This window comes from Xenorhabdus doucetiae, from assembly GCF_000968195.1.
Lineage (GTDB): Bacteria > Pseudomonadota > Gammaproteobacteria > Enterobacterales > Enterobacteriaceae > Xenorhabdus > Xenorhabdus doucetiae.
Window position 1 is genome coordinate 1,511,557 of sequence record NZ_FO704550.1, and the last position, 22,899, is coordinate 1,534,455.

At 44.8% G+C, this 22,899-nt stretch carries 24 protein-coding genes and 1 other annotated feature; of the genes, 7 read left to right on the top strand and 17 right to left on the bottom strand.

The annotated features are described in order from the left end of the window. Window positions 1–137: 137 nt before the first annotated feature. Window positions 138–1,544, top strand: a complete 1,407-nt coding sequence (gene gndA, locus XDD1_RS07025) for an NADP-dependent phosphogluconate dehydrogenase (RefSeq protein WP_045969886.1) — start codon at window positions 138–140, stop codon at window positions 1,542–1,544. A 551-nt stretch (window positions 1,545–2,095) separates the two neighbouring features. Continuing rightward, a complete protein-coding gene (yiaY, locus tag XDD1_RS07030; RefSeq protein ID WP_045969888.1) occupies window positions 2,096–3,247 on the top strand; it encodes an L-threonine dehydrogenase in 1,152 nt (383 codons plus the stop codon). Window positions 3,248–3,378: 131 nt separating this feature from the next. On the opposite strand, the gene hisIE is transcribed toward yiaY, so the two are convergent. The 9 genes from hisIE to hisL form a co-directional block, all read right to left on the bottom strand. Further along, the gene (gene hisIE / locus XDD1_RS07035; protein ID WP_045969890.1) at window positions 3,379–4,008 is read right to left on the bottom strand and encodes a bifunctional phosphoribosyl-AMP cyclohydrolase/phosphoribosyl-ATP diphosphatase HisIE; all 630 of its coding nucleotides are present in this window, start codon (window positions 4,006–4,008) and stop codon (window positions 3,379–3,381) included. Next, window positions 4,002–4,778, bottom strand: coding sequence for an imidazole glycerol phosphate synthase subunit HisF (hisF, locus tag XDD1_RS07040; protein ID WP_045969892.1), 777 nt, complete (start codon window positions 4,776–4,778; stop codon window positions 4,002–4,004). The genes hisIE and hisF overlap by 7 nt, the downstream gene beginning before the upstream one ends. Next, the gene (gene hisA / locus XDD1_RS07045; RefSeq protein ID WP_045969894.1) at window positions 4,760–5,497 is read right to left on the bottom strand and encodes a 1-(5-phosphoribosyl)-5-[(5-phosphoribosylamino)methylideneamino]imidazole-4-carboxamide isomerase; all 738 of its coding nucleotides are present in this window, start codon (window positions 5,495–5,497) and stop codon (window positions 4,760–4,762) included. Before hisA ends, hisF begins: the two co-directional genes overlap by 19 nt. A gap of 4 nt (window positions 5,498–5,501) precedes the next feature. Beyond that, a complete protein-coding gene (hisH, locus tag XDD1_RS07050; protein ID WP_045969896.1) occupies window positions 5,502–6,092 on the bottom strand; it encodes an imidazole glycerol phosphate synthase subunit HisH in 591 nt (196 codons plus the stop codon). A gap of 19 nt (window positions 6,093–6,111) precedes the next feature. Continuing rightward, the gene (hisB, locus tag XDD1_RS07055) at window positions 6,112–7,194 is read right to left on the bottom strand and encodes a bifunctional histidinol-phosphatase/imidazoleglycerol-phosphate dehydratase HisB (RefSeq protein ID WP_045969897.1); all 1,083 of its coding nucleotides are present in this window, start codon (window positions 7,192–7,194) and stop codon (window positions 6,112–6,114) included. Continuing rightward, window positions 7,191–8,309: a histidinol-phosphate transaminase gene (hisC, locus tag XDD1_RS07060; RefSeq protein ID WP_045969899.1), complete on the bottom strand. Its 1,119-nt coding sequence runs from the start codon at window positions 8,307–8,309 to the stop codon at window positions 7,191–7,193. The genes hisB and hisC overlap by 4 nt, the downstream gene beginning before the upstream one ends. Next, window positions 8,306–9,619, bottom strand: a complete 1,314-nt coding sequence (hisD, locus tag XDD1_RS07065; RefSeq protein WP_045969901.1) for a histidinol dehydrogenase — start codon at window positions 9,617–9,619, stop codon at window positions 8,306–8,308. Before hisD ends, hisC begins: the two co-directional genes overlap by 4 nt. A gap of 6 nt (window positions 9,620–9,625) precedes the next feature. Continuing rightward, window positions 9,626–10,525, bottom strand: coding sequence for an ATP phosphoribosyltransferase (gene hisG, locus XDD1_RS07070; RefSeq protein WP_045969903.1), 900 nt, complete (start codon window positions 10,523–10,525; stop codon window positions 9,626–9,628). A gap of 55 nt (window positions 10,526–10,580) precedes the next feature. Then, window positions 10,581–10,703 (bottom strand) — a sequence feature (His leader region). Continuing rightward, window positions 10,679–10,726 (bottom strand): his operon leader peptide, encoded by a 48-nt coding sequence (gene hisL / locus XDD1_RS19380; protein WP_113967449.1) that lies wholly within the window; start codon window positions 10,724–10,726, stop codon window positions 10,679–10,681. (Overlaps the previous feature by 25 nt.) A gap of 228 nt (window positions 10,727–10,954) precedes the next feature. On the opposite strand from hisL, the gene XDD1_RS07075 reads away from it, so the two are divergent. Next, a complete protein-coding gene (locus XDD1_RS07075; RefSeq protein WP_045973377.1) occupies window positions 10,955–11,803 on the top strand; it encodes an SDR family oxidoreductase in 849 nt (282 codons plus the stop codon). Between the two features lie 19 nt (window positions 11,804–11,822). Here XDD1_RS07075 and XDD1_RS07080 read toward each other — a convergent pair whose 3' ends face one another. Then, window positions 11,823–12,443: a glutathione S-transferase family protein gene (locus XDD1_RS07080; protein ID WP_045969905.1), complete on the bottom strand. Its 621-nt coding sequence runs from the start codon at window positions 12,441–12,443 to the stop codon at window positions 11,823–11,825. 197 nt (window positions 12,444–12,640) lie between these two features. On the opposite strand from XDD1_RS07080, the gene XDD1_RS07085 reads away from it, so the two are divergent. Continuing rightward, the gene (locus tag XDD1_RS07085; RefSeq protein WP_045969907.1) at window positions 12,641–13,846 is read left to right on the top strand and encodes a serine hydrolase; all 1,206 of its coding nucleotides are present in this window, start codon (window positions 12,641–12,643) and stop codon (window positions 13,844–13,846) included. Between the two features lie 77 nt (window positions 13,847–13,923). On the opposite strand, the gene XDD1_RS07090 is transcribed toward XDD1_RS07085, so the two are convergent. From XDD1_RS07090 to XDD1_RS07100, 3 genes are all read right to left on the bottom strand, one after another. Continuing rightward, a complete protein-coding gene (locus XDD1_RS07090) occupies window positions 13,924–15,231 on the bottom strand; it encodes an HAAAP family serine/threonine permease (RefSeq protein WP_045969909.1) in 1,308 nt (435 codons plus the stop codon). A gap of 938 nt (window positions 15,232–16,169) precedes the next feature. Next, window positions 16,170–16,778 (bottom strand): undecaprenyl-diphosphate phosphatase, encoded by a 609-nt coding sequence (gene ybjG, locus XDD1_RS07095; protein WP_045969911.1) that lies wholly within the window; start codon window positions 16,776–16,778, stop codon window positions 16,170–16,172. Window positions 16,779–17,265: 487 nt separating this feature from the next. Then, the gene (locus tag XDD1_RS07100) at window positions 17,266–17,529 is read right to left on the bottom strand and encodes a GrxA family glutaredoxin (protein ID WP_045969913.1); all 264 of its coding nucleotides are present in this window, start codon (window positions 17,527–17,529) and stop codon (window positions 17,266–17,268) included. Between the two features lie 192 nt (window positions 17,530–17,721). Between XDD1_RS07100 and XDD1_RS07105 the strand changes: the two genes are divergently transcribed. From XDD1_RS07105 to rlmC, 3 genes are all read left to right on the top strand, one after another. After that, the gene (locus XDD1_RS07105) at window positions 17,722–18,039 is read left to right on the top strand and encodes a YbjC family protein (protein ID WP_045969915.1); all 318 of its coding nucleotides are present in this window, start codon (window positions 17,722–17,724) and stop codon (window positions 18,037–18,039) included. Window positions 18,040–18,118: 79 nt separating this feature from the next. Then, entirely contained in the window at window positions 18,119–18,634 is a 516-nt protein-coding gene (locus XDD1_RS07110) for a type III secretion system chaperone family protein (protein WP_045969917.1), read from the top strand. A 25-nt stretch (window positions 18,635–18,659) separates the two neighbouring features. Beyond that, entirely contained in the window at window positions 18,660–19,793 is a 1,134-nt protein-coding gene (gene rlmC, locus XDD1_RS07115; RefSeq protein WP_045969919.1) for a 23S rRNA (uracil(747)-C(5))-methyltransferase RlmC, read from the top strand. 82 nt (window positions 19,794–19,875) lie between these two features. Here the strand turns inward: rlmC and artM are convergent, their stop codons facing one another. The 4 genes from artM to artP are packed head-to-tail and all read right to left on the bottom strand — an operon-like array spanning window position 19,876 to window position 22,794. Further along, entirely contained in the window at window positions 19,876–20,544 is a 669-nt protein-coding gene (gene artM / locus XDD1_RS07120; protein WP_045973378.1) for an arginine ABC transporter permease ArtM, read from the bottom strand. Beyond that, a complete protein-coding gene (artQ, locus tag XDD1_RS07125) occupies window positions 20,544–21,260 on the bottom strand; it encodes an arginine ABC transporter permease ArtQ (protein ID WP_045969921.1) in 717 nt (238 codons plus the stop codon). Before artQ ends, artM begins: the two co-directional genes overlap by 1 nt. An 11-nt stretch (window positions 21,261–21,271) precedes the next feature. Next, the gene (gene artJ, locus XDD1_RS07130; protein WP_045969923.1) at window positions 21,272–22,009 is read right to left on the bottom strand and encodes an arginine ABC transporter substrate-binding protein; all 738 of its coding nucleotides are present in this window, start codon (window positions 22,007–22,009) and stop codon (window positions 21,272–21,274) included. Window positions 22,010–22,065: 56 nt separating this feature from the next. Then, window positions 22,066–22,794, bottom strand: coding sequence for an arginine ABC transporter ATP-binding protein ArtP (gene artP, locus XDD1_RS07135; protein ID WP_045969925.1), 729 nt, complete (start codon window positions 22,792–22,794; stop codon window positions 22,066–22,068). Window positions 22,795–22,899: the final 105 nt, after the last annotated feature.

The window sequence follows — 22,899 nt, forward strand, 5'->3', positions numbered from 1 at the left end:
ATCAATAACTACCCCCGACGCCCTTTCCTGAGTTAACATGTGACTTCATTAACAAATTGCCCGCTCTGTTTTGTTGCATACGGCATGACGTAAAGCATCTTGGGTGGGCCGCAGTCATTATTAGACGGGAGTTATTCATGTCCAAACAACAGATCGGTGTTGTCGGTATGGCGGTAATGGGGCGCAACCTGGCGTTGAATATTGAAAGCCGTGGTTACTCTGTATCTATTTTTAACCGCTCCAGCGATAAAACTGATGAAGTTATTGCTGAAAATCCAGGGAAAAAATTAGTTCCAAGTTATTCCATTGAAGAGTTTGTCGATTCGCTGGAAAAGCCACGTCGTATTCTGTTGATGGTTAAGGCGGGGGAAGCGACGGATAAAACCATTGCCTCACTGACACCACATTTGGATAAGGGTGACATTCTGATCGATGGTGGCAACACCTATTTTCAGGATACCATTCGCCGTAATCGTGAATTATCTGCTCAGGGTTTTAACTTTATCGGTACGGGTGTTTCTGGTGGTGAAGAAGGGGCATTGAAAGGGCCTTCCATTATGCCTGGTGGTCAGAAAGAGGCTTATGAGTTGGTCGCCCCTATTCTGAAAGAGATTGCCGCTCAGGTTGATGGCGAACCTTGTGTGACTTATATCGGGGCAGATGGTGCCGGCCATTATGTGAAGATGGTTCACAATGGCATTGAATATGGTGATATGCAGTTGATTGCAGAGGCCTATTCACTGCTGAAAAACGCATTGAACCTGAGCAATCAGGCATTGGCTGAAGTGTTCAGTGATTGGAACCAAGGCGAACTGAGTAGCTATTTGATCGAAATTACTGCTGATATTTTCCGTAAACAAGATGAAGAAGGAAAATATCTGGTTGACGTGATCCTGGATGAAGCCGCTAACAAAGGCACCGGTAAGTGGACGAGCCAAAGCTCACTGGATCTGGGTATTCCCGTCACATTGATCACAGAATCTGTGTTTGCACGCTATCTCTCTTCCCTGAAAGATCAGCGCGTCGCGGCATCCAAGGTTCTGTCCGGCCCTGAGGTTCAGCCATTTAACGGGGATCAAGCTGAATTTATTGAGAAAGTTCGCCGTGCTCTGTATCTGGGTAAAATTGTTTCTTACGCGCAAGGTTTCCAACAGTTGAAAGCCGCATCGGATGAGTATCATTGGGATCTGAACTATGGCGAAATTGCCAAGATCTTCCGAGCAGGTTGTATTATTCGCGCGCAATTCCTGCAAAAAATCACGGATGCCTACAATGAAAATCCGGCTATCGCTAACCTGCTTTTAGCCCCTTATTTCAAACAAATCGCCGACGAATATCAGCAAGCCCTGCGTGATGTTATTTCTTATGGTGTGCAAAATGGTATCCCAACGCCAACATTCTCTGCGGCCATCTCTTATTACGATAGCTACCGTTCCGCAGTATTGCCTGCCAACTTGATTCAGGCACAGCGTGATTACTTTGGTGCGCACACTTACAAGCGCACTGATAAAGAAGGCGTTTTCCACACTGAATGGTTAGAGTAATCATCAGATAGCTTAATAAGATATAAATATTCTCAAAATAAGGTGCTGAATTTTCAGCACCTTTTTTGTGAAATAAAAGCCTCGTGAAATAGAAGTAAATATCAAGGCGATGGTTGTCATTTAAGCAAGCGTTGGGCAAATCCCTCCAGCCAGTGTGCTATCTCGGCATCGTGGAAATAAAGGAATACCGCGAGGCTGAGGATAATAAGACCGAGTATTACCAGAACAAAAATATTATTCATAGAATAATCACTCATTTCTGTCTGATTAAACTATAGCAAAATATAAGTTTTGTTTAAGTTATTTGGGTTATATTCAACTGGTTATTTTCCGAAATGCGACTGATCCCTGCATTGTGCCAAAACACAGTGAGTCGATTTAGAAACTTCTTTTGGGCTTGCCAGAAATGTCCGGCTTCCGCCTATTTTTTCCTGTTTACATCGGTAATTATTGATTTTGGTCAAATTTGCTGGGTTAGATAAGTGTCACATTGTCATTCAATTTATGACATTGAGATTTGGAATACTTCAGTAAAATCTAAGGGGTTTCAAATGGCAGCATCAACTTTCTTTATCCCACCAGTGAATAAAATTGGCATGGGATGCATGACTGAAGCCGTAGAGTTAATCAAAAATTATGGTTACAGGCAAGCTTTGATTGTCACTGATCGCGTGTTAAACGAGATTGGTGTTGTTGGACAAGTTCAGGCGTTACTGGCGGATGTTGGGATAAAAAGTGCCATTTATGCTGGCACAAATCCGAATCCTACGACGGTAAATGTTGAGGAAGGTTTGGTAATCCTGCGTCAGCATCATTGTGACTGTGTGATCTCTTTAGGGGGCGGTTCACCACATGACTGTGCGAAAGGAATTGCGCTGGTTGCCGCTAATGGCGGGGATATTCGTGATTATGAAGGTGTTGATCGTTCAGCTAAACCGCAGCTACCTTTGATTGCCATCAATACTACGGCGGGAACCGCTTCTGAAATGACACGCTTCTGTATTATTACGGATATTGAACGTCATATCAAAATGGCCATTGTGGATAAAAATGTGACGCCTATTTTGTCCGTCAATGATCCTGTATTTATGGCCGGGATGCCAAAAGGATTGACTGCGGCGACGGGAATGGATGCACTGACTCATGCTATCGAGGCTTATGTTTCCACGGCGGCAAATCCTATCACTGATGCTTGTGCGTTGAAAGCCGTGACCATGATTAGCCATTATTTACGCCGTGCCGTTGCCGATGGCAATGACATGGAAGCGCGTGAGAATATGGCTTATGCCCAGTTCTTGGCAGGGATGGCATTTAATAACGCATCTTTGGGATATGTCCATGCGATGGCACATCAGTTAGGTGGGTTTTATGATTTGCCACATGGTGTCTGCAATGCGGTTTTACTGCCACATGTCCAGCGGTTCAATACAAAAGTTGCTGCCGCGCGCCTGAAAGAGATAGCGGCGGCAATGGGCGTTGAGGTCGGTGCTTTGAACGATGTACAAGGTGCGGAAGCCTGTATTCAGGCAATCAGTAAATTGGCGAAAGATGTCAATATTCCGGCAGGGTTGTCTGAGTTGAAGGTCAAAGAAGAAGATTTGCCAACTTTGGCGACCAATGCGTTGAAAGATGCCTGTGGATTCACCAATCCGATTCAGGCGTCACATGAAGAAATCGTTGCTATCTTTGAAGAGGCAATGTAACAAACGGTAAAGTTATCCAATAATTTTGCTACTTTTGTGGCAAGATCCAGTGAAGAAAGCCACTTCGTTTATGTACTAATCAGCGAAGTGGCTGTTTTTTTAATAAATCTTACCCGCAGCGAAAATTATTTTCACGTTGAATGCCTTTCCTGCAACCGCCGGATGATACGACTCAAATCGAGGTCTTGATCTTGCAGTAAAACCAGCAGGTGATAGATCAAATCCGCGGATTCGTTGGTCAACTCTTCCCGGTCATTGACTGTCGCGGCCAATGCGGTTTCTACGCCTTCTTCACCCACTTTTTGGGCAATACGTTTTGTTCCGCTGGCATATAAGCGAGCGGTATAGGAACTGTCCGGCGAGGCACTTTTTCGGCTGGCCAGTAATTGTTCCAATTCATAGAGAAACCCCCACTCAGTTTGTGCAGGGGCAAAACAGCTCTCGGTGCCTTTGTGACAGGTTGGGCCAATCGGCTCCACTAAGGCCAGTAGGGTATCGTTATCACAGTCGGGATAGAGACCGACCAGATTCAGGAAGTGGCTTGAACTTTCGCCTTTTGTCCATAACCGCTGTTGAGTGCGGGAGAAAAAGGTCACTTTGCCGGAATTGAGCGTGATATTCAGTGCTTCCTGATCCATGTAACCCATCATTAACACGCTGCCGGAGGTCGCATGTTGGACGATAACAGGCATCAGGTTAGCCACTTTTTCCCAATCCAGTTGCTCAATTTCTTGAGCGGTTAATTTCTGTGCTGTTAACATGTTCTCACCTCGACACCCTGTGTAACCAGATATTGTTTGAGCTCACTGATATTAATGATCTGTTTGTGGAATACAGAGGCTGCCAAGGCACCATCAACATTGGCAACCTGAAAAGCGTCCAAGAAATGTTCTGGTGCCCCGGCTCCGCCAGACGCAATCAGTGGTACAGAACAGACATCACGCACTAGTTTCAGTTGAGTCAAATCATAGCCATTACGCACGCCATCCTGATTCATCATATTCAGGACGATCTCACCCGCGCCGCGTTGTTGGACTTCTTCGATCCAATCCAGTGTTTGCCAATGAGTTGCAGTTGTACGTCTTTCATCCCCGGTAAATTGGTAAACCTGATAACTGTTGGTGCTTTTATCAAACCACGTATCAATACCGACGACGACACATTGGACACCGTAGCGATCCGCCAGACGGTTAATCAAATCGGGATCCGCCAAGGCCGGAGAGTTGATGGAAATTTTATCTGCCCCGAAGGCTAAAATTTGTCCGGCTTCTTCGACCGTTTTAATCCCACCCGCCACGCAGAAAGGGATATTGATAACTTCTGCCACTTTTGCCACCCAACTTTTATCGACGACGCGGCCGTCGGAAGAGGCAGTAATATCATAGAACACTAACTCATCCGCACCTTCTTGGGCATAGCGCTGCGCGAGAGGAACGATATCACCAATAATTTCGTGGTGACGGAATTGGACGCCTTTGACCACTTGCCCATCACGGACATCCAGACAGGGGATTATGCGTTTTGCCAACATTGGATGGCCTCCGTCAAAGTAAATTTTTCTTCCAGTAATGCCCGCCCGACAATGACACCAGCCACACCGGATGCCGGCAGGGGAGAGATATCGGCAAGGCTGCCAATACCGCCGGAGGCTTGAAATTGGATTTGCGGATAGCGTTGGCTGATTTCCCGATAGAGGGCAATATTAGCGCCGCTTAATGTGCCATCACGGGAAATATCGGTACATAAAACATGTTTTAGCCCAACGGGGAGGTATTGTTCGATGATATCTTCAAGGGTAGCGCGGCTGTTTTCCTGCCAACCGCTTATCGCGACGTGTTTCACCCCATCTGTATTGATGCGGACGTCCAGTGCCAGCACAATGGCCTCTGCCCCGTAACGCTGAAACCCTTGCTTGACGAATTCCGGCTGGGTAATTGCCGCAGAACCAATAACAACCCGGCTGGCACCTGCGGCAAGCAAGGCTTTTATATCTGCTTCTGAACGAATTCCTCCGCCGATCTGAACGGGAATAGTCACGCTTGCCAGTAGCGCTTGCAGAAGGGCAATTTGGCGTTTGGCCGGATCTTTTGCCCCGGTCAAATCCACTAAATGCAGTAACTTAGCGCCTGCCTGCTCATATTGCTGCAAGCGAGCAAGTGGCGAACGGCCATAATCCCGCTGCTGGGCATAATCGCCTTGATGCAAACGCACCACATTGCCATCAATTAAATCTAATGCAGGGATAATCATGCGCTTACATCTCCAGAAAGTTTTTGAGTAATTGTGCACCTGCGGCACCTGAGCGTTCAGGGTGGAATTGCACACCAAAGAAATTGCCCTTTGCGATAGCACTGCTAAATGGATGGCCATACTCTGTTTGGGCAATCGTGTATTCACCCACCGGCAGCGCATAACTATGGACGAAATAGAAACGGGAATTGTCTGCAATATGGCGAAACAGGGGATTGCCTGCCTGCACTTTCACTTGATTCCAGCCCATATGGGGCAATGGCAGACCCGCGGTCACCATTTTTTCGACAGGCGCGTCAATGAATTTCAGTAGTGGGATGTTATCCCCTTCCGCACTGACACGCGCCAGTAATTGCATACCGAGGCAAATACCCAATACAGGTTGTGTCAGAGAATGAATCAGGGGAATTAATTGCCGTTGTTCGAGCTGTTTCATTGCGGCGGTCGCCGTACCTACGCCCGGCAGAAAGAGTTTATCGGCGGCTTGCACAACCTCCGCGTCCAAACTCACGGTGGGTTCATAGCCTAACCGACGGATGGCATAAGTCACAGAAGCAAGGTTGGCGCAGCCTGTATCTAAAATAACAACGTTCATCATGACTTCCTTTATGCCTTTATAAAACACCTTTGGAACTCGGTAAGGTATCGCCTTCTACGCGAATGGCTTGGCGCAATGTCCGGCCAAAAACTTTAAACAGGCTTTCTGCCCGATGGTGATCGTTTTTGCCTTTGGTTTTCAGGTGTAAAGTGCATCCCATGGTGTAAGAGAGCGAATGGAAAAAGTGTTCGATCATCTCAGTACTTAAATCGCCAACACGCTGATGTTTGAATTCAGCTTTATATTCGAGATGTGGACGACCGGAAATATCCAGAGCACAGCGGGCAAGGCATTCATCCATTGGCAGCATAAAGCCAAACCGGGCAATCCCGCGTTTATCCCCCAAGGCCTGTTTTAAGGCTTCCCCCAGCGCGAGCCCGGTATCTTCAACGGTGTGATGATCGTCAATATGGAGGTCACCCTTGACTTGTATATTCATGCGGAAGCCACCGTGAGTCGCGATTTGATCCAGCATATGGTCGAAGAAACCAACACCCGTATTGATGCGACTTTCTCCTTCACGATCGAGCCAGATTTCAATATCAATTGTGGTTTCTTTGGTTTTTCGTTCAACGTGGGCATGGCGATCGTTACGGGTCAACTTCTTGCGGATCAATTGGTCACAAATGGCTGGCCATCCCCGTGATTCGGGTTGGTAGCGAATGCCCTTGATCCCCATGTTTTGGGCTAATTGCAGATCGGTTTCCCGATCACCGATGACGCAACTGTTTTCCATATCGATAATATTTTCTGCCAGATATTTTTGTACCAATCCCAGTTTGGGCTTACGGCAGTGGCAGTTATCTTCGGGTTTGTGTGGGCAGATCAGCACTTCTTCAAAATGAATACCCTGTGAGGTGAAAACTTGCATCATCAAGGCATGGGGTGGCTCAAAATCCGCTTGTGGAAAACTGGGCGTACCTAAACCGTCCTGATTCGTGATCATCACGAATTTATAGCCGGCTTGTTGCAGGGCGAGTAAGGCCGGGATAACACCTGCCTCAAACGCCAATTTATCAAGGCGATCAACTTGATAATCACTGGGCGGCTCGGTGATCAATGTGCCATCGCGGTCAATGAAAAGCATTTTCTGGCTCATGGGTTCTCAGTTTCCTTGGTTTGTTGCGGTTGGTCGGCAAGAGCGCTAATGGCACGCACCAACTGTTCACATTCATTCCGGCTGCCGATGGTAATGCGCAGACAATTCTCTAATCCCGGCTGTTTACGCTGATCACGCAGGATGATCCCTTGTTGCCATAGCGTCTTAAATACCAGCTCTGCATGGGTAAATTTCACCAAAATATAGTTGGTTTCACTTGGAAACACCTTTTCAACCCACGTCAATTGGCTGAGTGCTTGTTGGAGATAAGCCCGATTGCAAGCGTTTTCTGCCACCCGGTTTCGCACGGTTTGAATACCCGTTGCCGTGAGCGCTTGTGCTGCGATATCCGCAACTGGTGTCGCCAGTGGATAAGGCGCAATCACTTTCAGCATCAGCGTGATGATATCGGCAGAAGCCAGCGTAAATCCACAACGCAATCCAGCCAAAGCAAAAGCTTTCGAGAGGGTTCGCAAAATCACTAAGTGAGGATAGTCTGACAGCCAACGGGTGGTATCATGGGTCGCGGTATGTTGTGGGCAAAATTCGATGTAGGCTTCATCAATGGCAACAATGGCGCGGTTGCGGGCCAATTCAAGGATCTGGCGTAATGCCGCAGGATCAATGAGGTTACCGGTCGGGTTGTTGGGACTACAGATATAGATCAGCTTGACGCGATCTAGATTATTTTTGATGGCGGTGATATCGGGTTGCCAGTCGGCGCTGACGGGGATTTTTTTCTGCTCTACACCAAAGGTTTCGGCACTCACGCCGTACATCCCATAGGTGGGTGGGCAAAACAGCACAGCGTCGCGTCCCGGCTCGCAAAAAACGCGGATCAGTAATTCGATAGATTCATCAGCGCCACGGCTGACAAGGACTTGCTCTGGTTGCAGGCCCGCGTAATCGGCATAACGTTGAATGACGGTGGCGGGTTGGCATTCAGGATAGCGATTGAGCGTGTTTTCGCTGAGTTGGAAATCGGGTGCGATGGGGTATTCATTCGCATTTAACCAAACATCACCACAACCGCCCAGACGGCGGGCAGACAAATAAGGGACTAATTTGCGAACGTTTTCTCTTGCCAATAAATTGATATCAAAAACCGTACTCATGATTGTTCCTTGTTCAAAGCAGTCATACGTAACGTGACGGCATTTTTATGCGCGATAAGTTGTTCTGCCTGTGCCAGTGTTTCGATAGTGGGTGCGAGGTTTTTTAATCCTTGGGGAGTGAGCCGCTGGACGGTCATTCTTTTCAGGAAATCAGCCAAACCGAGGCTGGAATAGGTTGAAGTATAGCCATAGGTAGGCAGAACGTGATTGGTGCCGGAAGCGTAATCGCCGGCGGATTCAGGCGACCAGTCACCGAGAAAAATAGAACCGGCGCTGATAATCTGCTCGACCAGTTGTTCAGGCTGACGAGTCTGAATAATCAAATGCTCCGGGCCGTATTGGTTGCTGATCGCCACACACTGGGCGAGATCTTCGGTGACAATAATCCGGCTGGCTTGCAGGGCTTGAATTGCGATGGGCTGGCGTGGCAAAACGGCGAGCTGGGTTTCAATTTCACGGATCACTTTTCCGGCCAGATTTTCATCAGGAGTGACCAATATGGCTTGGGAATCAGGGCCGTGCTCTGCTTGTGAAAGTAAGTCTGCTGCCGTAAATGCGGGATTGGCTCCGCTGTCAGCGATCACCAGCACTTCGGATGGGCCTGCGGGCATATCGATCGCGGCACCGTTGATCTGTTGGCTTACCTGACGTTTGGCTTCGGTCACCCACGCATTGCCGGGGCCAAAAATTTTGTCTACTTTGGGAACGGATTCTGTCCCGAATGCCATTGCGGCAATGGCTTGAGCCCCGCCGATTTGAAATATCTCGCTGATCCCACAGAGTTGGGCGGCATAGAGTATTTCATCAGCAATCGGGGGGGGAGAACACAGGATGACTTTACGGCAACCTGCAATATTGGCGGGTGTACCCAGCATTAATACTGTGGAAGGCAGGGGAGCAGAGCCGCCGGGGATATAAAGCCCAACGGAATCGATTGGGCGCGTAATCTGTTGGCAACGAACGCCTGGCACTGTTTCAATATCAACCTCTGCGGGTTTTTGCGCCTCGTGGAATCGGCGGATATTGTTCATGGCCAGTTGCATGGCCTGTTTGATTTCTGGACTTAGGCGGGCGACCGCTGCGTTGACTTTATCGGCAGAGAGCTGGATGGTTTCAACGGTCGTTTTGTCGAAGCGTTGGCAGAACTCCTGTAATGCTTGATCACCCCCTGTTTTTACGGTTTCCAGAATCTGTTTAACCGTTGCGGCAATATCGCCGGATGCGGCGATAGCCGGACGTGTCAGTAATATTTTTTGTTGTTCCGGCGTACATGCTTGCCAGCGAATGAGGGTTTTAAAATTAGGGTTCATCTACGGTCACTCCATCATTTTTTCAATGGGCAGAACCAGAATGGAACTGGCACCTAATACCTTGAGCTTTTCCATGGTTTCCCAGAACAGGGTTTCACTACTGACCATGTGCATGGCGACGCGGTTTTGTGCCCCCGCCAGTGGCAAGATAGTGGGGCGTTCTGCGCCCGGCAGCAGGGATATAATCTCTTCCAGTTTGTCGCTGGGAGCATGTAGCATGATGTATTTGGATTCCCGCGCCTGAATAACGCCTTGGATGCGGAGCATCAATTTGTCAATAAGCTGTTGCTTGGCTTCCGGCATTTCGCCATCGCGTTGGATTAAACAGGCCTTTGAGCGATAAATCACTTCAACTTCCCGCAAGCCATTGGCTTCCAACGTGGCGCCGGTTGACACTAAATCACAGATAGCGTCTGCAAGCCCAGCACGGGGAGCAACTTCAACTGATCCATTGAGAAGACAAGATTTGAAGTGGATGCCTTTTTGATCGAAATAACGTTTCAATAAATGCGGATATGAGGTTGCGATGCGGGAATCTTGCAGGCATTCCACGCCGGTATAATCGCAATCTAAAGGCGTTGCCAGGGAAAGCCGGCAATCACCAAAATCGAGGCGGCGCAATGCCAGATAGCGAGGATCTTCTCCCTGTGCCCGACGAGTCAGTAATTCTTCCTCAAGGACGTTTTCCCCAATAATGCCCAGATCGACCACACCATCCATCACAAGGCCCGGAATATCATCGTCGCGGACACGCAGAATATCGATAGGCATATTTTCAGCAAATGCGATCAGGCGCTGTTGCTGTAAATTAATTTTGATACCGCAACGGGCCAGTAACGTTCTGGAGTCATCACTCAGACGGCCTGATTTTTGAATAGCGATGCGTAAGCGTGTCTTATCTAGCATGTTGTGTTTTACCTTATCTTAAGATTCAGTCAGTAATTCATTCGTAGAAATCAGAAACAAAAAACCCCCGGAAAATCTTCCGAGGGTTTTTTATCGTATTCATGCCACCGGAAGACGGGTTAAATGTCTTCCAGCACACAGCAGCCTGAAAGACTAGTCAGGATGATGGTGATGATGATGGTTAAATTGAATACGGTTCATATGCGCGTTCTCTATCTGTATTTCAGGCTGTTTTATACAAGGATGTATGTACTGAATAATGACTATACGTAACTTTATAATAAACGATATATTTATGACTAAGGATTGGCTGCTTGTTGTTTAACCTATACGATTTTGTGTATAAAAAGCAAACTCTTTTTTAAAAAAAGATGTTTATTTTATATTAATGTATTGTTTTTAAGTCGCATCGTGCTTAAGGGGATCATGGTGAAAAAAGTTTCCATTATTGGATTGGGTTGGTTAGGAATGCCATTAGCGCAAGCGCTACAACGTGCAGGAATGCAGGTTGTTGGCAGTAAAACAACATCCGATGGTGTTGAAGCGGCTTGTCTGTGCGGGGTGGATTGTTACCTATTGAACCTGGTGCCTCAGATTATTTGCGATGCAGATGATCTTGATCAACTGATGTTGGTTGATGTGCTGGTTTTAGCATTGCCTGTGAGTGGGGTTGCTGGCGGTGGGAAGGAATATGTCAAAGCAGTGCAACTGATTGTTGATACGGCACTTTCGTATTCAGTTCCACGGATTATTTTTACCAGTTCGACTTCAGTTTATGGTTCGTCCGTGGGTTGTCTTAATGAAGATGATCCACTGTACCCCGAAACAGAATCCGCCAAGGCATTAATTGAGTTGGAAAACTGGCTGCATCAACTGCCTAATACGTCGGTTGATGTCTTACGTTTGGCTGGCTTGGTCGGTAATGGGCGTCATGCAGGGCGTTTTCTTGCAGGAAAAAAAGCACTTAAAGGGGGAGAAAGTGCGGTCAATTTGGTGCATCAAGATGATGTCATTTCTGCCATTAAATTGCTTATTCAACAACCGGAAGGGGGGCATCTTTTTAATTTATGTGCACCAGTACACCCGAAAAGAGCGGAGTTTTATCCGTCAGCCAGTCACCAGCTTGATCTGACCCCGCCAGAATTCTTGCTGTCAGAAAGCGCAGAAATTGAAAGTAAGCTGAAAATTGACGGCAAAGTAGTGGATGGCAGTCGTATCTGTCGGGAACTGGGATTTGAGTATCAGTTCCCCGATCCCGGCAGAATGCCAATGAGTTAATAAACTCACCAGCAAGGGCTTAATTTATTTCTATCATAACAATTTTTTGGAAAGCCGGTCTTTCGGTCAATAATTGATACCAGCGCTCCAGGTTTGGCAGAGACGGGCGCTCTATCTCTACGCCTAACCATAAATAGGCCAGCGGAGCCAGGGCGATATCTGCCATACCCAATTTGTCGCCGGAGAGATATTGTTGATTGGTTAGGGTGCCATCGACAATTTTCAGCAACTTTTCAATCTCTGCTAAAGATTGGGTGATAACTTGAGGGTCACGCTGATCTTCCGGTGTTCTGACAAAGCTAATCATAAATTGTTTAATCGGCGGGAAGAGGTTGCAACCGACCCAATCCATCCACTTTTCAACGCTGGCTCTTTCTTGGAGATCAGCCGGGTAAAGGCTGTCTTTGCCAAATTTCGCCGCAAGATAACGAACAATGGTGTTGGATTCCCATAAAATAAAATCGTCTTCTTGCAAACAAGGAATGACCGCATTGGGGTTCATGCGCAGGTATTCAGGATCGTTGAGTTGGCCAAATTTGCCACCAATATCAACTTGTTGATAGGGCACATTGAGCTCTTCCAGACACCAAAGCACTTTTTTCACGTTTGATGAGTTTTTACGGCCCCAGATTGTTAACATCATTTTCTCCTTAATTCAGAACATATCTAAAATAGCGTTTCAAGATGACAAACGTTCACCATTATGAAAATTTATTCATTGATAATATGACAATAAAGTGGGTTGAATAACAGAAAAATCTTTACGTTATGGGGTTGGAGTCTTCTCTCATAACATCCTATATTAATAAAGTTTTTATTGAGAAAGGGCGAGCGAAGATGAAAAACAGACGGCAGATAGCAATAATTAAATCTTTTACTTTTGGCTTGAGTGTTTTCTGGTTGGCGAGCGTCAGTGTATATGCAATGGAGCAACCCGCAGCACCTGAAATTGATGCAAGAGCCTATGTATTGATGGATTATGCCAGTGGAAAAATTCTGGCCTCAAATAACGCAGATGAGCGGTTAGACCCTGCCAGCTTGACGAAAATGATGACCAGTTATGTCATTGGGCAAGCGATCAAGTCAGGGAAAATATCCACAGAAGATATGGTCACCGTTGGCAAAGATGCCTGGGCGACAGGGAATCCCGTACTTAAGGGGTCATCTCTGATGTTTTTGAAACCCGGTGACCGAGTTAAGGTGATTGATCTGAACCGCGGTATTGTCATTCAATCCGGTAATGACGCCAGTATCGCACTGGCAGATTATGTTGCAGGCAGTCAGGATGCCTTCGTTGATTTGATGAACAAGTATTCGGAAACGCTAAAATTAACCAACACTCATTTCAAAACCGTGCATGGTTTGGATGCGGCAGGGCAGTACAGTACCGCCTATGATATGGCTCTTTTGAGTCAGGCTATGATCCGTGATGTGCCGGAAGAATATGCGCTGAATAAAGAAAAAGAATTCACCTTTAACAACATCCGCCAGCCTAATCGCAACCGCTTGTTATGGAATCAAAACATGAATGTGGATGGTGTCAAAACCGGACATACCAGTGGTGCCGGCTACAACCTTGTTGCATCAGCAACTGAGGGGCCAATGCGTCTGATTTCCGTGGTATTGGGCGCTCCCAGTGATCGTGTACGTTTTTCTGACAGTGAAAAACTGTTGTCATGGGGATTTCGTTTTTATGAATTGGCGACACCATTGCAGGCCAGTGATACGTTGGTGACGGAAAAAGTCTGGTACGGAACGCGTCCAGAAGTCGCATTGGGGGTAGAAAAAGATGCGGCGGTGATCGTTCCCCGTGGGCAAGCAGGAAATTTGAAAGCGAGCTTTACGCTGGATAATACCTCACTTGAAGCACCATTGACTCAGAACCAAGTGGTGGGCACGGTGAATTTTCTGCTGAATGATAAAATTATTGATCAGCGCCCGTTGGTTGTTAAAGAGGCAGTAGAAGAAAGTGGTTTCTTTGGGCGTACATGGGATTTCGTTGTAAAGACGGTTATCGGTTGGTTTAACGCGATTTTTGGTTAGTCTATAAACAGAAAATGCCAGTCGACCTTTTGGGGACTGGCATTTTTTTATGGGCTACTGCCGGAGAAAGCTGCTGATTACATGACGGAGTAAATCGCCGCTGAAATAGCAATTGATCCGGTTATCACAACAAAAATATTGCTTGGTTTACCTGCATATTTGCGCATAGCCGGCACTTTTTTGATGGCGTACATTGGCATGATAAACAAGATCATCGCAATAATTGGTCCACCCAGTGATTCAATGATATTCAGGATACTTGGGTTAAGCGTCGCAACGATCCAGGCACTGATCAGCATAAAGAGGCTAGTGATACGATTCAGCGTTTTATGCTGAATGGTTTTTCCCTTGGTGTTCATCATTGCCTTGTTGATAATGCCGTTGAAGCCTTCACGGGCGCCAAGATAGTGGCCGAGGAAAGATTTGGTAATCGCAATAAAAGCGATGAAGGGAGCAATATACTCAATAGTGGGTACACGGAAGTGGTTAGCCAGATAGGACAGGATAGTGATGTTCTGCGCTTTGGCTTCTGCCAGGTTTTCCGGTGACAAGCTCAGTACGCAACTGAAAACAAAGAACATGACTGTCAGCACCATCATAATGTGGGCATAAGCCAAAATGCGTGAACATTTTTTCTCTGCGTGCTCACCGTATTCTTCACGTTTTGCAACGGCGAAGGCTGAGATGATTGGAGAATGGTTAAAAGAGAAAACCATCACAGGGATCGCCAGCCACAGGGTAAATAGCAGGCCGCTATTGCTTGTAGAAGATAGGGTACTGTCCTGCGACAGGGTATCAAAAATGGTGGTGTTCCAGTGAGGGATTAAATACAGAGCCAACAGCATCAAAACGGTGACGAATGGGAACACCAATACACTCATGGCCTTAACAATGGCTTTCTCGCCGAAACGGATAATGCTCATCACACCAAGCAGCAATACCAGCGCCAGCAATGCGCGTGGTGGGGCATCTATTTGTAGCTGGTGGACAATAAAACTCTCTACCGTATTGGTCAGCGCAACGCTGTACACGAGCAGGATAGGATAAATGGCAAAGAAGTAGAGGATGGTGATCAGAAAACCTGCAAATTTACCAAAATGTTCTTCTACCACGCCGGTGATATCTTCACCGTTGCCTTTACCGGATAAAACAAAACGGCACATTCCACGATGGGCAAAAAATGTCATCGGAAGAGCAAGGATTGCCATGATAATCAGTGGAATTAAACCACCAATACCGGCATTGATGGGAAGAAATAAAACACCGGCCCCAATCGCTGTGCCGTATAACCCCAGCATCCATACAGTGTCTGATTTACGCCAGGTAGTGTAATCGCTTTTGCTGGAAGCAGAGGATGCGATCGAACCTGCTTGAGATGTGTCCATAGGTATCTCCGAAATAACGCGGTAAAGTAAAATTTAAAGACTACTAAACCCGCACATTAATTAAATGCGCGAGTTGGATTTTTATATGAATAATAAGTTGTCAGATATTGCGTTGGTGTTTATCTAAACGTTTTTATTACTACATTATCGCTACATTATTTACTACATTAATAAGTTGCCTGAAATATGTTCACTTAAAGCTGTTCACTTAAAATCATTCACCTAAAACCATTCATTTAAAGCAAAGGATCTTCAACTCACCTGCTTTGTCTAAATCCAAAAACTTAACCCCAGATTTTTGATGGGGGAAATATAGTTATTTTCAGTGAAATGTACCGTGATCACTCTCGCAATTGCAAGATTTATATAGAAAATGAAAACTGTTACAAATGTTTATCGAGATGTTAATTAAATATTAAATAAAATAAAATGCGAGTTTTGTTAAAAATATATCATTATTTTTATTTTAAATTCCAATATCTATCTGGTTTATTACTTAATGATATTTACATATTAATAATTTTTTCTTACTTGGTATTGGAATAGCTTGAAATTGTATTATAAGGGCTAAGATTTTTGTCTTGATGTATTTTTGCCTATAAGTTAAATCAGTATAACGCATTGATAAATTGTAAAAAATAAACATCCTTCTCCATTGGCAGTGATATTTATTCTTTGAATGAATATGTGTTTTGTATTGATTATGAATTAATGAGGATTTTAAGGATAGTCAATTTGTGTGTGTGAAGTTTGTTCGTTAGCGCTGTGTTTATGAATAAATGCTAATCATTTTAGGGTGATGTATTGTTAAATATAACGAATGATTTTACTCCGATATTTATACTCGTCGTACTTCAAGGTGCATTTATTATCTCCCCGTGGCGCGGGGAGATAATAAGTGGATTTCGTCTTGCGAGCGGCAATTTGGCGTTGTTTGGTTAATTTTTTACCCACCCTTTTTTGATAAAAAACGCGCAGCAGAATTGGTAAAGCCGGGTTAGTTTGCTTTGCAAATACTCTCCATATTGGCTCCAAAATATTTGGGAAAAAGCACATGCTAACAGGCTGACTAAAAATGCACCAACCATATCGATTGGCCAGTGAACGCCCACATAGACACGGGACCAGGCAATGGCACAGGCGATAGCCATTAGGCATAAACCTGACCAAATCCGGTGCCAAAATATAAATGCCAGAGCGAAAGTAAAGACTGCCGTACCGTGGTTACTGGGAAAAGATTCCGTGGGAGAGTGATAAAGAAAGTTATGGCCAAAACCTTCAACAAATGGTCGGGCATGTGGAACAATGACGCCGATGATATAGGATGTCGCTATGCCAAAGGCAAAAGCAATGCAAGATTTACTGACAACCCTGCGTTGTGATGTGATGGCTTTTTCCCTTCCCCAAAGCCAGCAGATAGCCAGAGTAACAGGGTAAATAAATACGCAATATTTCGCTATAAAGATGGCAAGCGAGATCATTGCTGGCGGGGAATCTGGGGTTGCATTGATAAAGGTAAACAGATTGTGGTTAAGTTGTTCTAGCAAGGTGAGCCTCACAAGCGAGATATTTACGTAAACAGGGTGATTTTATTTTATCAACTTGTTGTTAACAATAATAATTTCACATAAAAAAGAGAATTACATTGATTAATAATTTTATTTAATGCCTGTTGATGTTGCATGAGTAAATAATATAGGCAATGTGATAGTAATGAAAGATAACCTCTATCTTGCAAATAATTCGTAACTGGTGTCATGACTAACAAAAAACCCGATAGTCTTTAACCAAAGTGGGTGACTATCGGGCTCCTCAATATGGGGACATCAAAGAAAAGCAGTGGCAATAATTAAGACTGCATGATGATGTGAAAGTTCTCATTCTTGGGAAAAAAATTGCAAAATTTTTTCAAGAGGGTGGAATTTTTACCGAAGGGCAGTATGGTTAAAGCACCTGCTATCCAGCAAAGAGAAGGTTTCTGGCCGGATAGCGATTTTTTTGACGACTGATTTTCTGGCTAATTATTGAGTTCGATTATTTGTAGAGTCCCAGATTTTCTTTAGCATAAGCTTCAAAATCTGTGCAGCCACCGATATGTTTCTCGTCAATGAAGATTTGAGGAACGGTTTCAACAGGCTTGCCCACCGTTTTTGATAAGTCGTTTTTGGTGATGTTTTCAGCCCAGATATCGACATAACGATAGTCAAAATCGTCGCGCTCTGCTTTTAATTTTTCAGCGAGTTCTTTGGCGCGAACGCAGTATGGGCAACCTGGGCGACCAAAAATGACAGTGTACATACAAACTCCTTAGTGGTAATGATCATGAACTTCATGGAATGTCATCTGGGGTTACTATGCCTGTAAGTATTAATAAAAAAAAGCAGGAATTACCTTTTATTGTAATTAGTCCTGCCAATAAGCGGGATTCAGGTATGATAGGCTACCATCAGTAACGGAAAGCCTGTTTTTCAGGCTGGAGCGGGTTAAAGAATGAAAATGAACCCATCAAAAGAGATGCGCTCATTGGCTGACATGCCTAAGTTAGTTATTTTATTGGAAATATTGGGAATAGGTCTGTTGATTCTGGCTTACCTGTCGATAACCGATAGCATAATTCTATCACCTTTACTAATGACGGCAGAAGCACACATTGCTATGATTTTATTGGGCATAGGTTGCTTGATACCGGCAGCTATCCATATTATCTGGCGTGCGGTCTATAATCTTTCCTTTTTGGGTATTGATCATAAGAAAGCGGATAAAAACCATCAGATTGTCACTGATGATGAAAAAAACAAAATAGGTTAATTATTGTACATTAGGCTACTCGCTGGGGAAGTTCCCTTAGGTAGCATGTGTAACTTCTCGGTCATATGAGGTTAATTCGATGGATTCTATGGTTATTCCCGATTTGTCAATTTTGTGCACGTGGCTTGAACGGCTTAAGATCTCTTATTTTGAGAATGATTCAGGCTCAGTCTTGCATTTGCCTCATATGCAGAATATTGATGGCCTGTTTGATGCCAAGATTGATCTATTGGGTGATGTAGTCTTGTTTTCTGCTTTAGCCGAAGTCAGGCCAACAGCAATAATTCCATTAGTTGCTAATTTGAGTCAGATTAATGCCTGTTCCCTTACTGTGAAGGCATTTCTTGATGTTCAGGATGAAAACTTGCCTAAGTTGATTGTTTGTCAGGCATTCCCTGTCGCTGCTGGAATGACTTTCGAACAATTTTCCAATTTTATGCAGCAGGGTGAAGAACAAATTGCCAATGTGATTTTTGAAATTCACAGCAATAATCTTCTCTATGTCAATCATGATATGGAAAGTGAGATGGAAGTGGACGTTGAGGATGAAGAATCATTGGCTTCGACGAAAACATCAACATTTACCTTGCACTAATATTTTTTGATACGGTTTTTTTACGATGCAATGTGCGCAGTATACCGCGGGGCATTGTCACTCCTGTCAGTGGCTCGATAAGTCCTATTCACAGCAATTATCTGATAAACAACAACATTTAAAGCAACTTTTACAGGAAGAATCAGTAGTACATTGGCTGTCGCCAGTTACCAGCGAAACAAGTGAGTTTCGTAATAAAGCCAAGATGGTCGTCAGTGGCAGTGTTGAGCGTCCATTGCTTGGTATGTTGCATCGTGATGGCAGAACGGTGGATCTTTGCGATTGTCCGCTGTATCCAGAATATTTTCAGGCAGTATTTGCCGTCATCAAAACATTTATCGCCAAAGCTGGCTTAGTTCCGTACAACGTGGAACGCAAGAGAGGAGAATTAAAACATATTCTTCTGACAGAAAGTCGTGCTAATGGTGAAATCATGCTGCGCTTTGTCTTGCGTTCAGAAACAAAACTGGCTCAACTGGAGCGGGCTTTGCCTTGGTTAAAGGAACAGTTACCACAAGCAACCGTGATTTCCGCTAATATTCAACCAATCCATATGGCGATTCTGGAAGGTGAGAAGGAAATCATTTTTACTGACCGTCTGATGTTGAAGGAAATTTTTAACGGCATTCCACTGTATATTCGTCCGCGTAGTTTTTTCCAGACGAATCCGAATGTTGCCTCAGCGTTGTATGCAACCGCAGGGCGTTGGGTCAGGGAATTGAATATTAGCAGTATGTGGGATCTGTTTTGTGGTGCGGGTGGTTTTGGTCTGCATTGTGCCGATAAAAAGACCCGATTAACAGGGATTGAGATCTGTGCAGAAGCGATTAGCTGTGCGAAAAATTCTGCCAAAAGCCTTGGGTTGGAGCAGGTAGACTTTCAGGCGCTGGATTCTACCCATTTTGCCCTTGATAAATCACAAATACCGGAGTTAGTCCTGGTCAATCCTCCTCGTAGAGGGATTGGTAAAGCGCTTTGTGAATACCTTAGCCGGATGGCGCCTAAATTTGTTCTCTATTCGAGTTGCAATGCTCAGACGATGGCGAAAGATATCACGATGCTTAAACAATATCGAATAGAAAAAGTGCAGTTATTCGATATGTTCCCTCATACCGAACATTATGAAACATTGGCACTGTTAGTTCTTGACGTAAATTAATAACCCGGTTTTATACAATTATCCTGTGTACCCCGTGATAACGATAAGCTAACACGGGGTTGGGTAATATAAAGTCAGGTCATTAATTGCGATGTTCAAATAATAAGGCTCGCCGTTCAATTATACGCATCAGCAGTGTCAACAGGCCATTAATGCAGAGATAAATAATACCCGCGGCAACAAATACGGTGACATCATAACTGCGCCCGAATTGGAGTTGGCTATATCCCATGATGTCTAATAAGGTGATGGTACTGGCCAGTGACGTACTCTTGAAAATCAGCACAACTTCATTGGAGTAGGAAGAGAGTGCTCGCTTAAAAGCGTAAGGTAACAGAATGCGCATAGAATGCGCGTTGGACATACCGAGAGCCTGGCAGGATTGCCATTGCCCCGCCGGAATGGCTTTGACAGCCCCGAAAAATAGCTGGGTTGAGTAAGCGGCACTATTCAATGCCAATGTCACCATTGCACATAGCCACGGCTCTGACATCAGTTGCCAAATCCACGGATATTCTTTGAGCGACGGAAATTGACCCGGCCCATAGTAAATTAAAAAAAACTGGACAAGGAGCGGGGTTCCGGTAAATAGCGTGATATAGCCTCTTACTAACTGAGAAAGCACCGGTAATCTCATTGCCAGGATCATGCTCAAGACAATGGATAGTAAGAATGCAATCAGCAGTGCTGAGAAAGTCAAACTAAGGCTGGTTTGCAAGCCGGGTAAAATTTCCTTGATATATTCAAACATCATGAAGCACTCCGTTCAAAATGGGTGGTGCGCATTTCAATCTGTTTGAGAATAAACTGGCTGATCAGGGTAATGATCAAATAGATTACAGCAACAATCATATACCATGTGAACGGTTCCTGAGTTCGGGTTGCGATACTTTTTGTTTGTAACATCAGATCATTCACGCTGATTAATGAAACCAAGGCAGTATCTTTCAGTAAAACCAGCCATTGATTACCCAGCCCCGGCAGGGCATGGCGCCACATTTGCGGCATGATCAGGCGAAAAAAGATGCGGCGTTGACTTAACCCCAGCGCCTGACCCGCTTCCCACTGCCCGATTGGAACCGCTTTTAATGCTCCCCGCAGCGTTTGTGAAGCATAAGCAGAATAGAGCAAAGACAAGGCAATCACGCCACACAGAAAAGGGCTGACATCAAAGTTGTCAATTTCCATCTGTATCCTAAGATGCCAGACGATAAGATTGATATCAAAACCTTCTGACAGCGTAATCAGCAGTTGTGAACTGCCAAAATAGATGAAGAGAACAACTAAAATTTCAGGTAATCCTCGGATCAAGGTAACCCAGCAGGAGCCTAAAAAAGCGATGGGTTTCCAGCGAATAGATTCCCAGGCAGCAAAAAGCATTGCCAAAACTAAACCGATGACAAGCGAAGAGATGGCAAGGCCGACGGTCATTCCGGCGGCACTGATTAAAGATTGAAGTTCATTCATTAGGATTGAATTTATTGTTTAAACCATTTTTTGTAGATGGTGTCGTAAGTGCCGTCTTGTTTAATTTCCGCCAGTGTTTTGTTTAATTTATCCAGTAACTCAGTATTGCCTTTGCGAACGGCAATGCCTAAACCGATGCCAAAGTAGTTTTTGTCTGTCACTTTATCACCCACCGTGCTTAATTCTTTATTCTTTTTCAGCCATTCATTGACAACGGCAGTATCACCAAACACCGCATCAATACGACCATTTTTTAAATCAAGGATGGCATTTTGGTAGCTGTCATAAGGTACGGTTTTAAGCTCTTTATGTTGCTCCATCAAATACTTCTGGTGTGTTGTGCCATTCTGGATACCCACTTGTTTACCTTTGAGATCGGCAATGTGAGCAAATTTCCCTTTGATGGCAATGAAAATAGCCGAGTTATCATAATAGGCTTGGGTGAAATCAACTTGTTTTTGGCGGTCTGGAGTAATGTCAATGCCTGCCATCAAGGCATCAAAACGGCGAAATTTTAGGCTGGGAATGAGGCTGTCGAAAGCCTGATTGGTAAATGTACACTCTGTGTTGAGTTTTGCACATATCGCATCTGCTAAATCGACGTCGAATCCTTGAATCTTATTGTTTGCATCAATAAATTCAAATGGCGGATAAGTTGCTTCTGTCGCGAAACGGAGAGCGGCTTTCTCTGCTGCGGTTGCGGATAAGGTCACGGCACTTAACAAGGCTGCAAACAATAATTTTTTCATAGCAATATCCTGTTGTTTATGAGTTTTATGCTTGATAACTGCGTTAATGTTTGGATTCAGTGTGACAAATAATGCGCAAAGGCTTCTGTTTGAGGAGACATAAAATGAGTGATGTCACCTTTTTCGATAATGTGCCCTTGTTCCATGTATACAACCTGGCTTGCTGTTTTGCGCGCTAATTCCACTTCATGCGTCACTATAACCTGAGTGATACCGGTTTCAGCCAGTTCTTTGATAATGTCAATGACTTGAGAAGTGATTTCAGGATCGAGTGCAGCCGTGGGTTCATCAAACAATAAAACCTGAGGCTCCATCATTAATGCACGTGCAATGGCAACCCGCTGTTGCTGCCCACCGGAAAGATGCAGCGGAAAACGGTTGGCGAATTCGCCTAAGCGGAGTCGGGAAAGTAGTTTTGCTGCTTTTTCTCGCGCTTGTTGTTTCGATTGCTTCAATACCCGGCAAGGCGCCTCAATCAAATTATCCATCACGGTTAGGTGGGGCCACAGATTGTATTGTTGGAAGACCATGCCAACGTTTTGGCGCAACGCCAAAATTTCTTTGTGGTTAGGCTGTTGTTTGAAATCAAATTGGTGCATAGCCACATTGAGTAGCCCAGCACGCGGCATCTCCAATAAATTCAAGACACGCAGCAAAGAACTCTTGCCGGCCCCGCTGGGTCCCAGTAACACGACAGTTTCGCCCGATGTACATTCAAAATTGATATCGAACAGAGCTTGTTGTGAACCATAGAAACAATTTATGTTTTTTAATTGAATGCTCATGCGAAAAATATGAATAGTTAATTGATTGATGCGATATTAATCCCATAAGCATAACTATGCAATGCTGTCTGCATAAAATTATTATTTTAATCAAATTAGTCAGTT

Excerpts from the sequence above, each read along its gene's own strand:
- gndA (WP_045969886.1), top strand. The coding sequence starts at position 138 with ATGTCCAAACAACAGATCGGTGTTGTCGGTATGGCGGTAATGGGGCGC.
- yiaY (WP_045969888.1), top strand. The coding sequence starts at position 2,096 with ATGGCAGCATCAACTTTCTTTATCCCACCAGTGAATAAAATTGGCATG.
- hisIE (WP_045969890.1), bottom strand. The coding sequence starts at position 4,008 with ATGTTAACAGCACAGAAATTAACCGCTCAAGAAATTGAGCAACTGGAT.
- hisF (WP_045969892.1), bottom strand. The coding sequence starts at position 4,778 with ATGTTGGCAAAACGCATAATCCCCTGTCTGGATGTCCGTGATGGGCAA.
- hisA (WP_045969894.1), bottom strand. The coding sequence starts at position 5,497 with ATGATTATCCCTGCATTAGATTTAATTGATGGCAATGTGGTGCGTTTG.
- hisH (WP_045969896.1), bottom strand. The coding sequence starts at position 6,092 with ATGAACGTTGTTATTTTAGATACAGGCTGCGCCAACCTTGCTTCTGTG.
- hisB (WP_045969897.1), bottom strand. The coding sequence starts at position 7,194 with ATGAGCCAGAAAATGCTTTTCATTGACCGCGATGGCACATTGATCACC.
- hisC (WP_045969899.1), bottom strand. The coding sequence starts at position 8,309 with ATGAGTACGGTTTTTGATATCAATTTATTGGCAAGAGAAAACGTTCGC.
- hisD (WP_045969901.1), bottom strand. The coding sequence starts at position 9,619 with ATGAACCCTAATTTTAAAACCCTCATTCGCTGGCAAGCATGTACGCCG.
- hisG (WP_045969903.1), bottom strand. The coding sequence starts at position 10,525 with ATGCTAGATAAGACACGCTTACGCATCGCTATTCAAAAATCAGGCCGT.
- XDD1_RS07080 (WP_045969905.1), bottom strand. The coding sequence starts at position 12,443 with ATGTTAACAATCTGGGGCCGTAAAAACTCATCAAACGTGAAAAAAGTG.
- XDD1_RS07085 (WP_045969907.1), top strand. The coding sequence starts at position 12,641 with ATGAAAAACAGACGGCAGATAGCAATAATTAAATCTTTTACTTTTGGC.
- XDD1_RS07090 (WP_045969909.1), bottom strand. The coding sequence starts at position 15,231 with ATGGACACATCTCAAGCAGGTTCGATCGCATCCTCTGCTTCCAGCAAA.
- XDD1_RS07100 (WP_045969913.1), bottom strand. The coding sequence starts at position 17,529 with ATGTACACTGTCATTTTTGGTCGCCCAGGTTGCCCATACTGCGTTCGC.
- XDD1_RS07105 (WP_045969915.1), top strand. The coding sequence starts at position 17,722 with ATGAAAATGAACCCATCAAAAGAGATGCGCTCATTGGCTGACATGCCT.
- XDD1_RS07110 (WP_045969917.1), top strand. The coding sequence starts at position 18,119 with ATGGATTCTATGGTTATTCCCGATTTGTCAATTTTGTGCACGTGGCTT.
- rlmC (WP_045969919.1), top strand. The coding sequence starts at position 18,660 with ATGCAATGTGCGCAGTATACCGCGGGGCATTGTCACTCCTGTCAGTGG.
- artM (WP_045973378.1), bottom strand. The coding sequence starts at position 20,544 with ATGTTTGAATATATCAAGGAAATTTTACCCGGCTTGCAAACCAGCCTT.
- artQ (WP_045969921.1), bottom strand. The coding sequence starts at position 21,260 with ATGAATGAACTTCAATCTTTAATCAGTGCCGCCGGAATGACCGTCGGC.
- artJ (WP_045969923.1), bottom strand. The coding sequence starts at position 22,009 with ATGAAAAAATTATTGTTTGCAGCCTTGTTAAGTGCCGTGACCTTATCC.
- artP (WP_045969925.1), bottom strand. The coding sequence starts at position 22,794 with ATGAGCATTCAATTAAAAAACATAAATTGTTTCTATGGTTCACAACAA.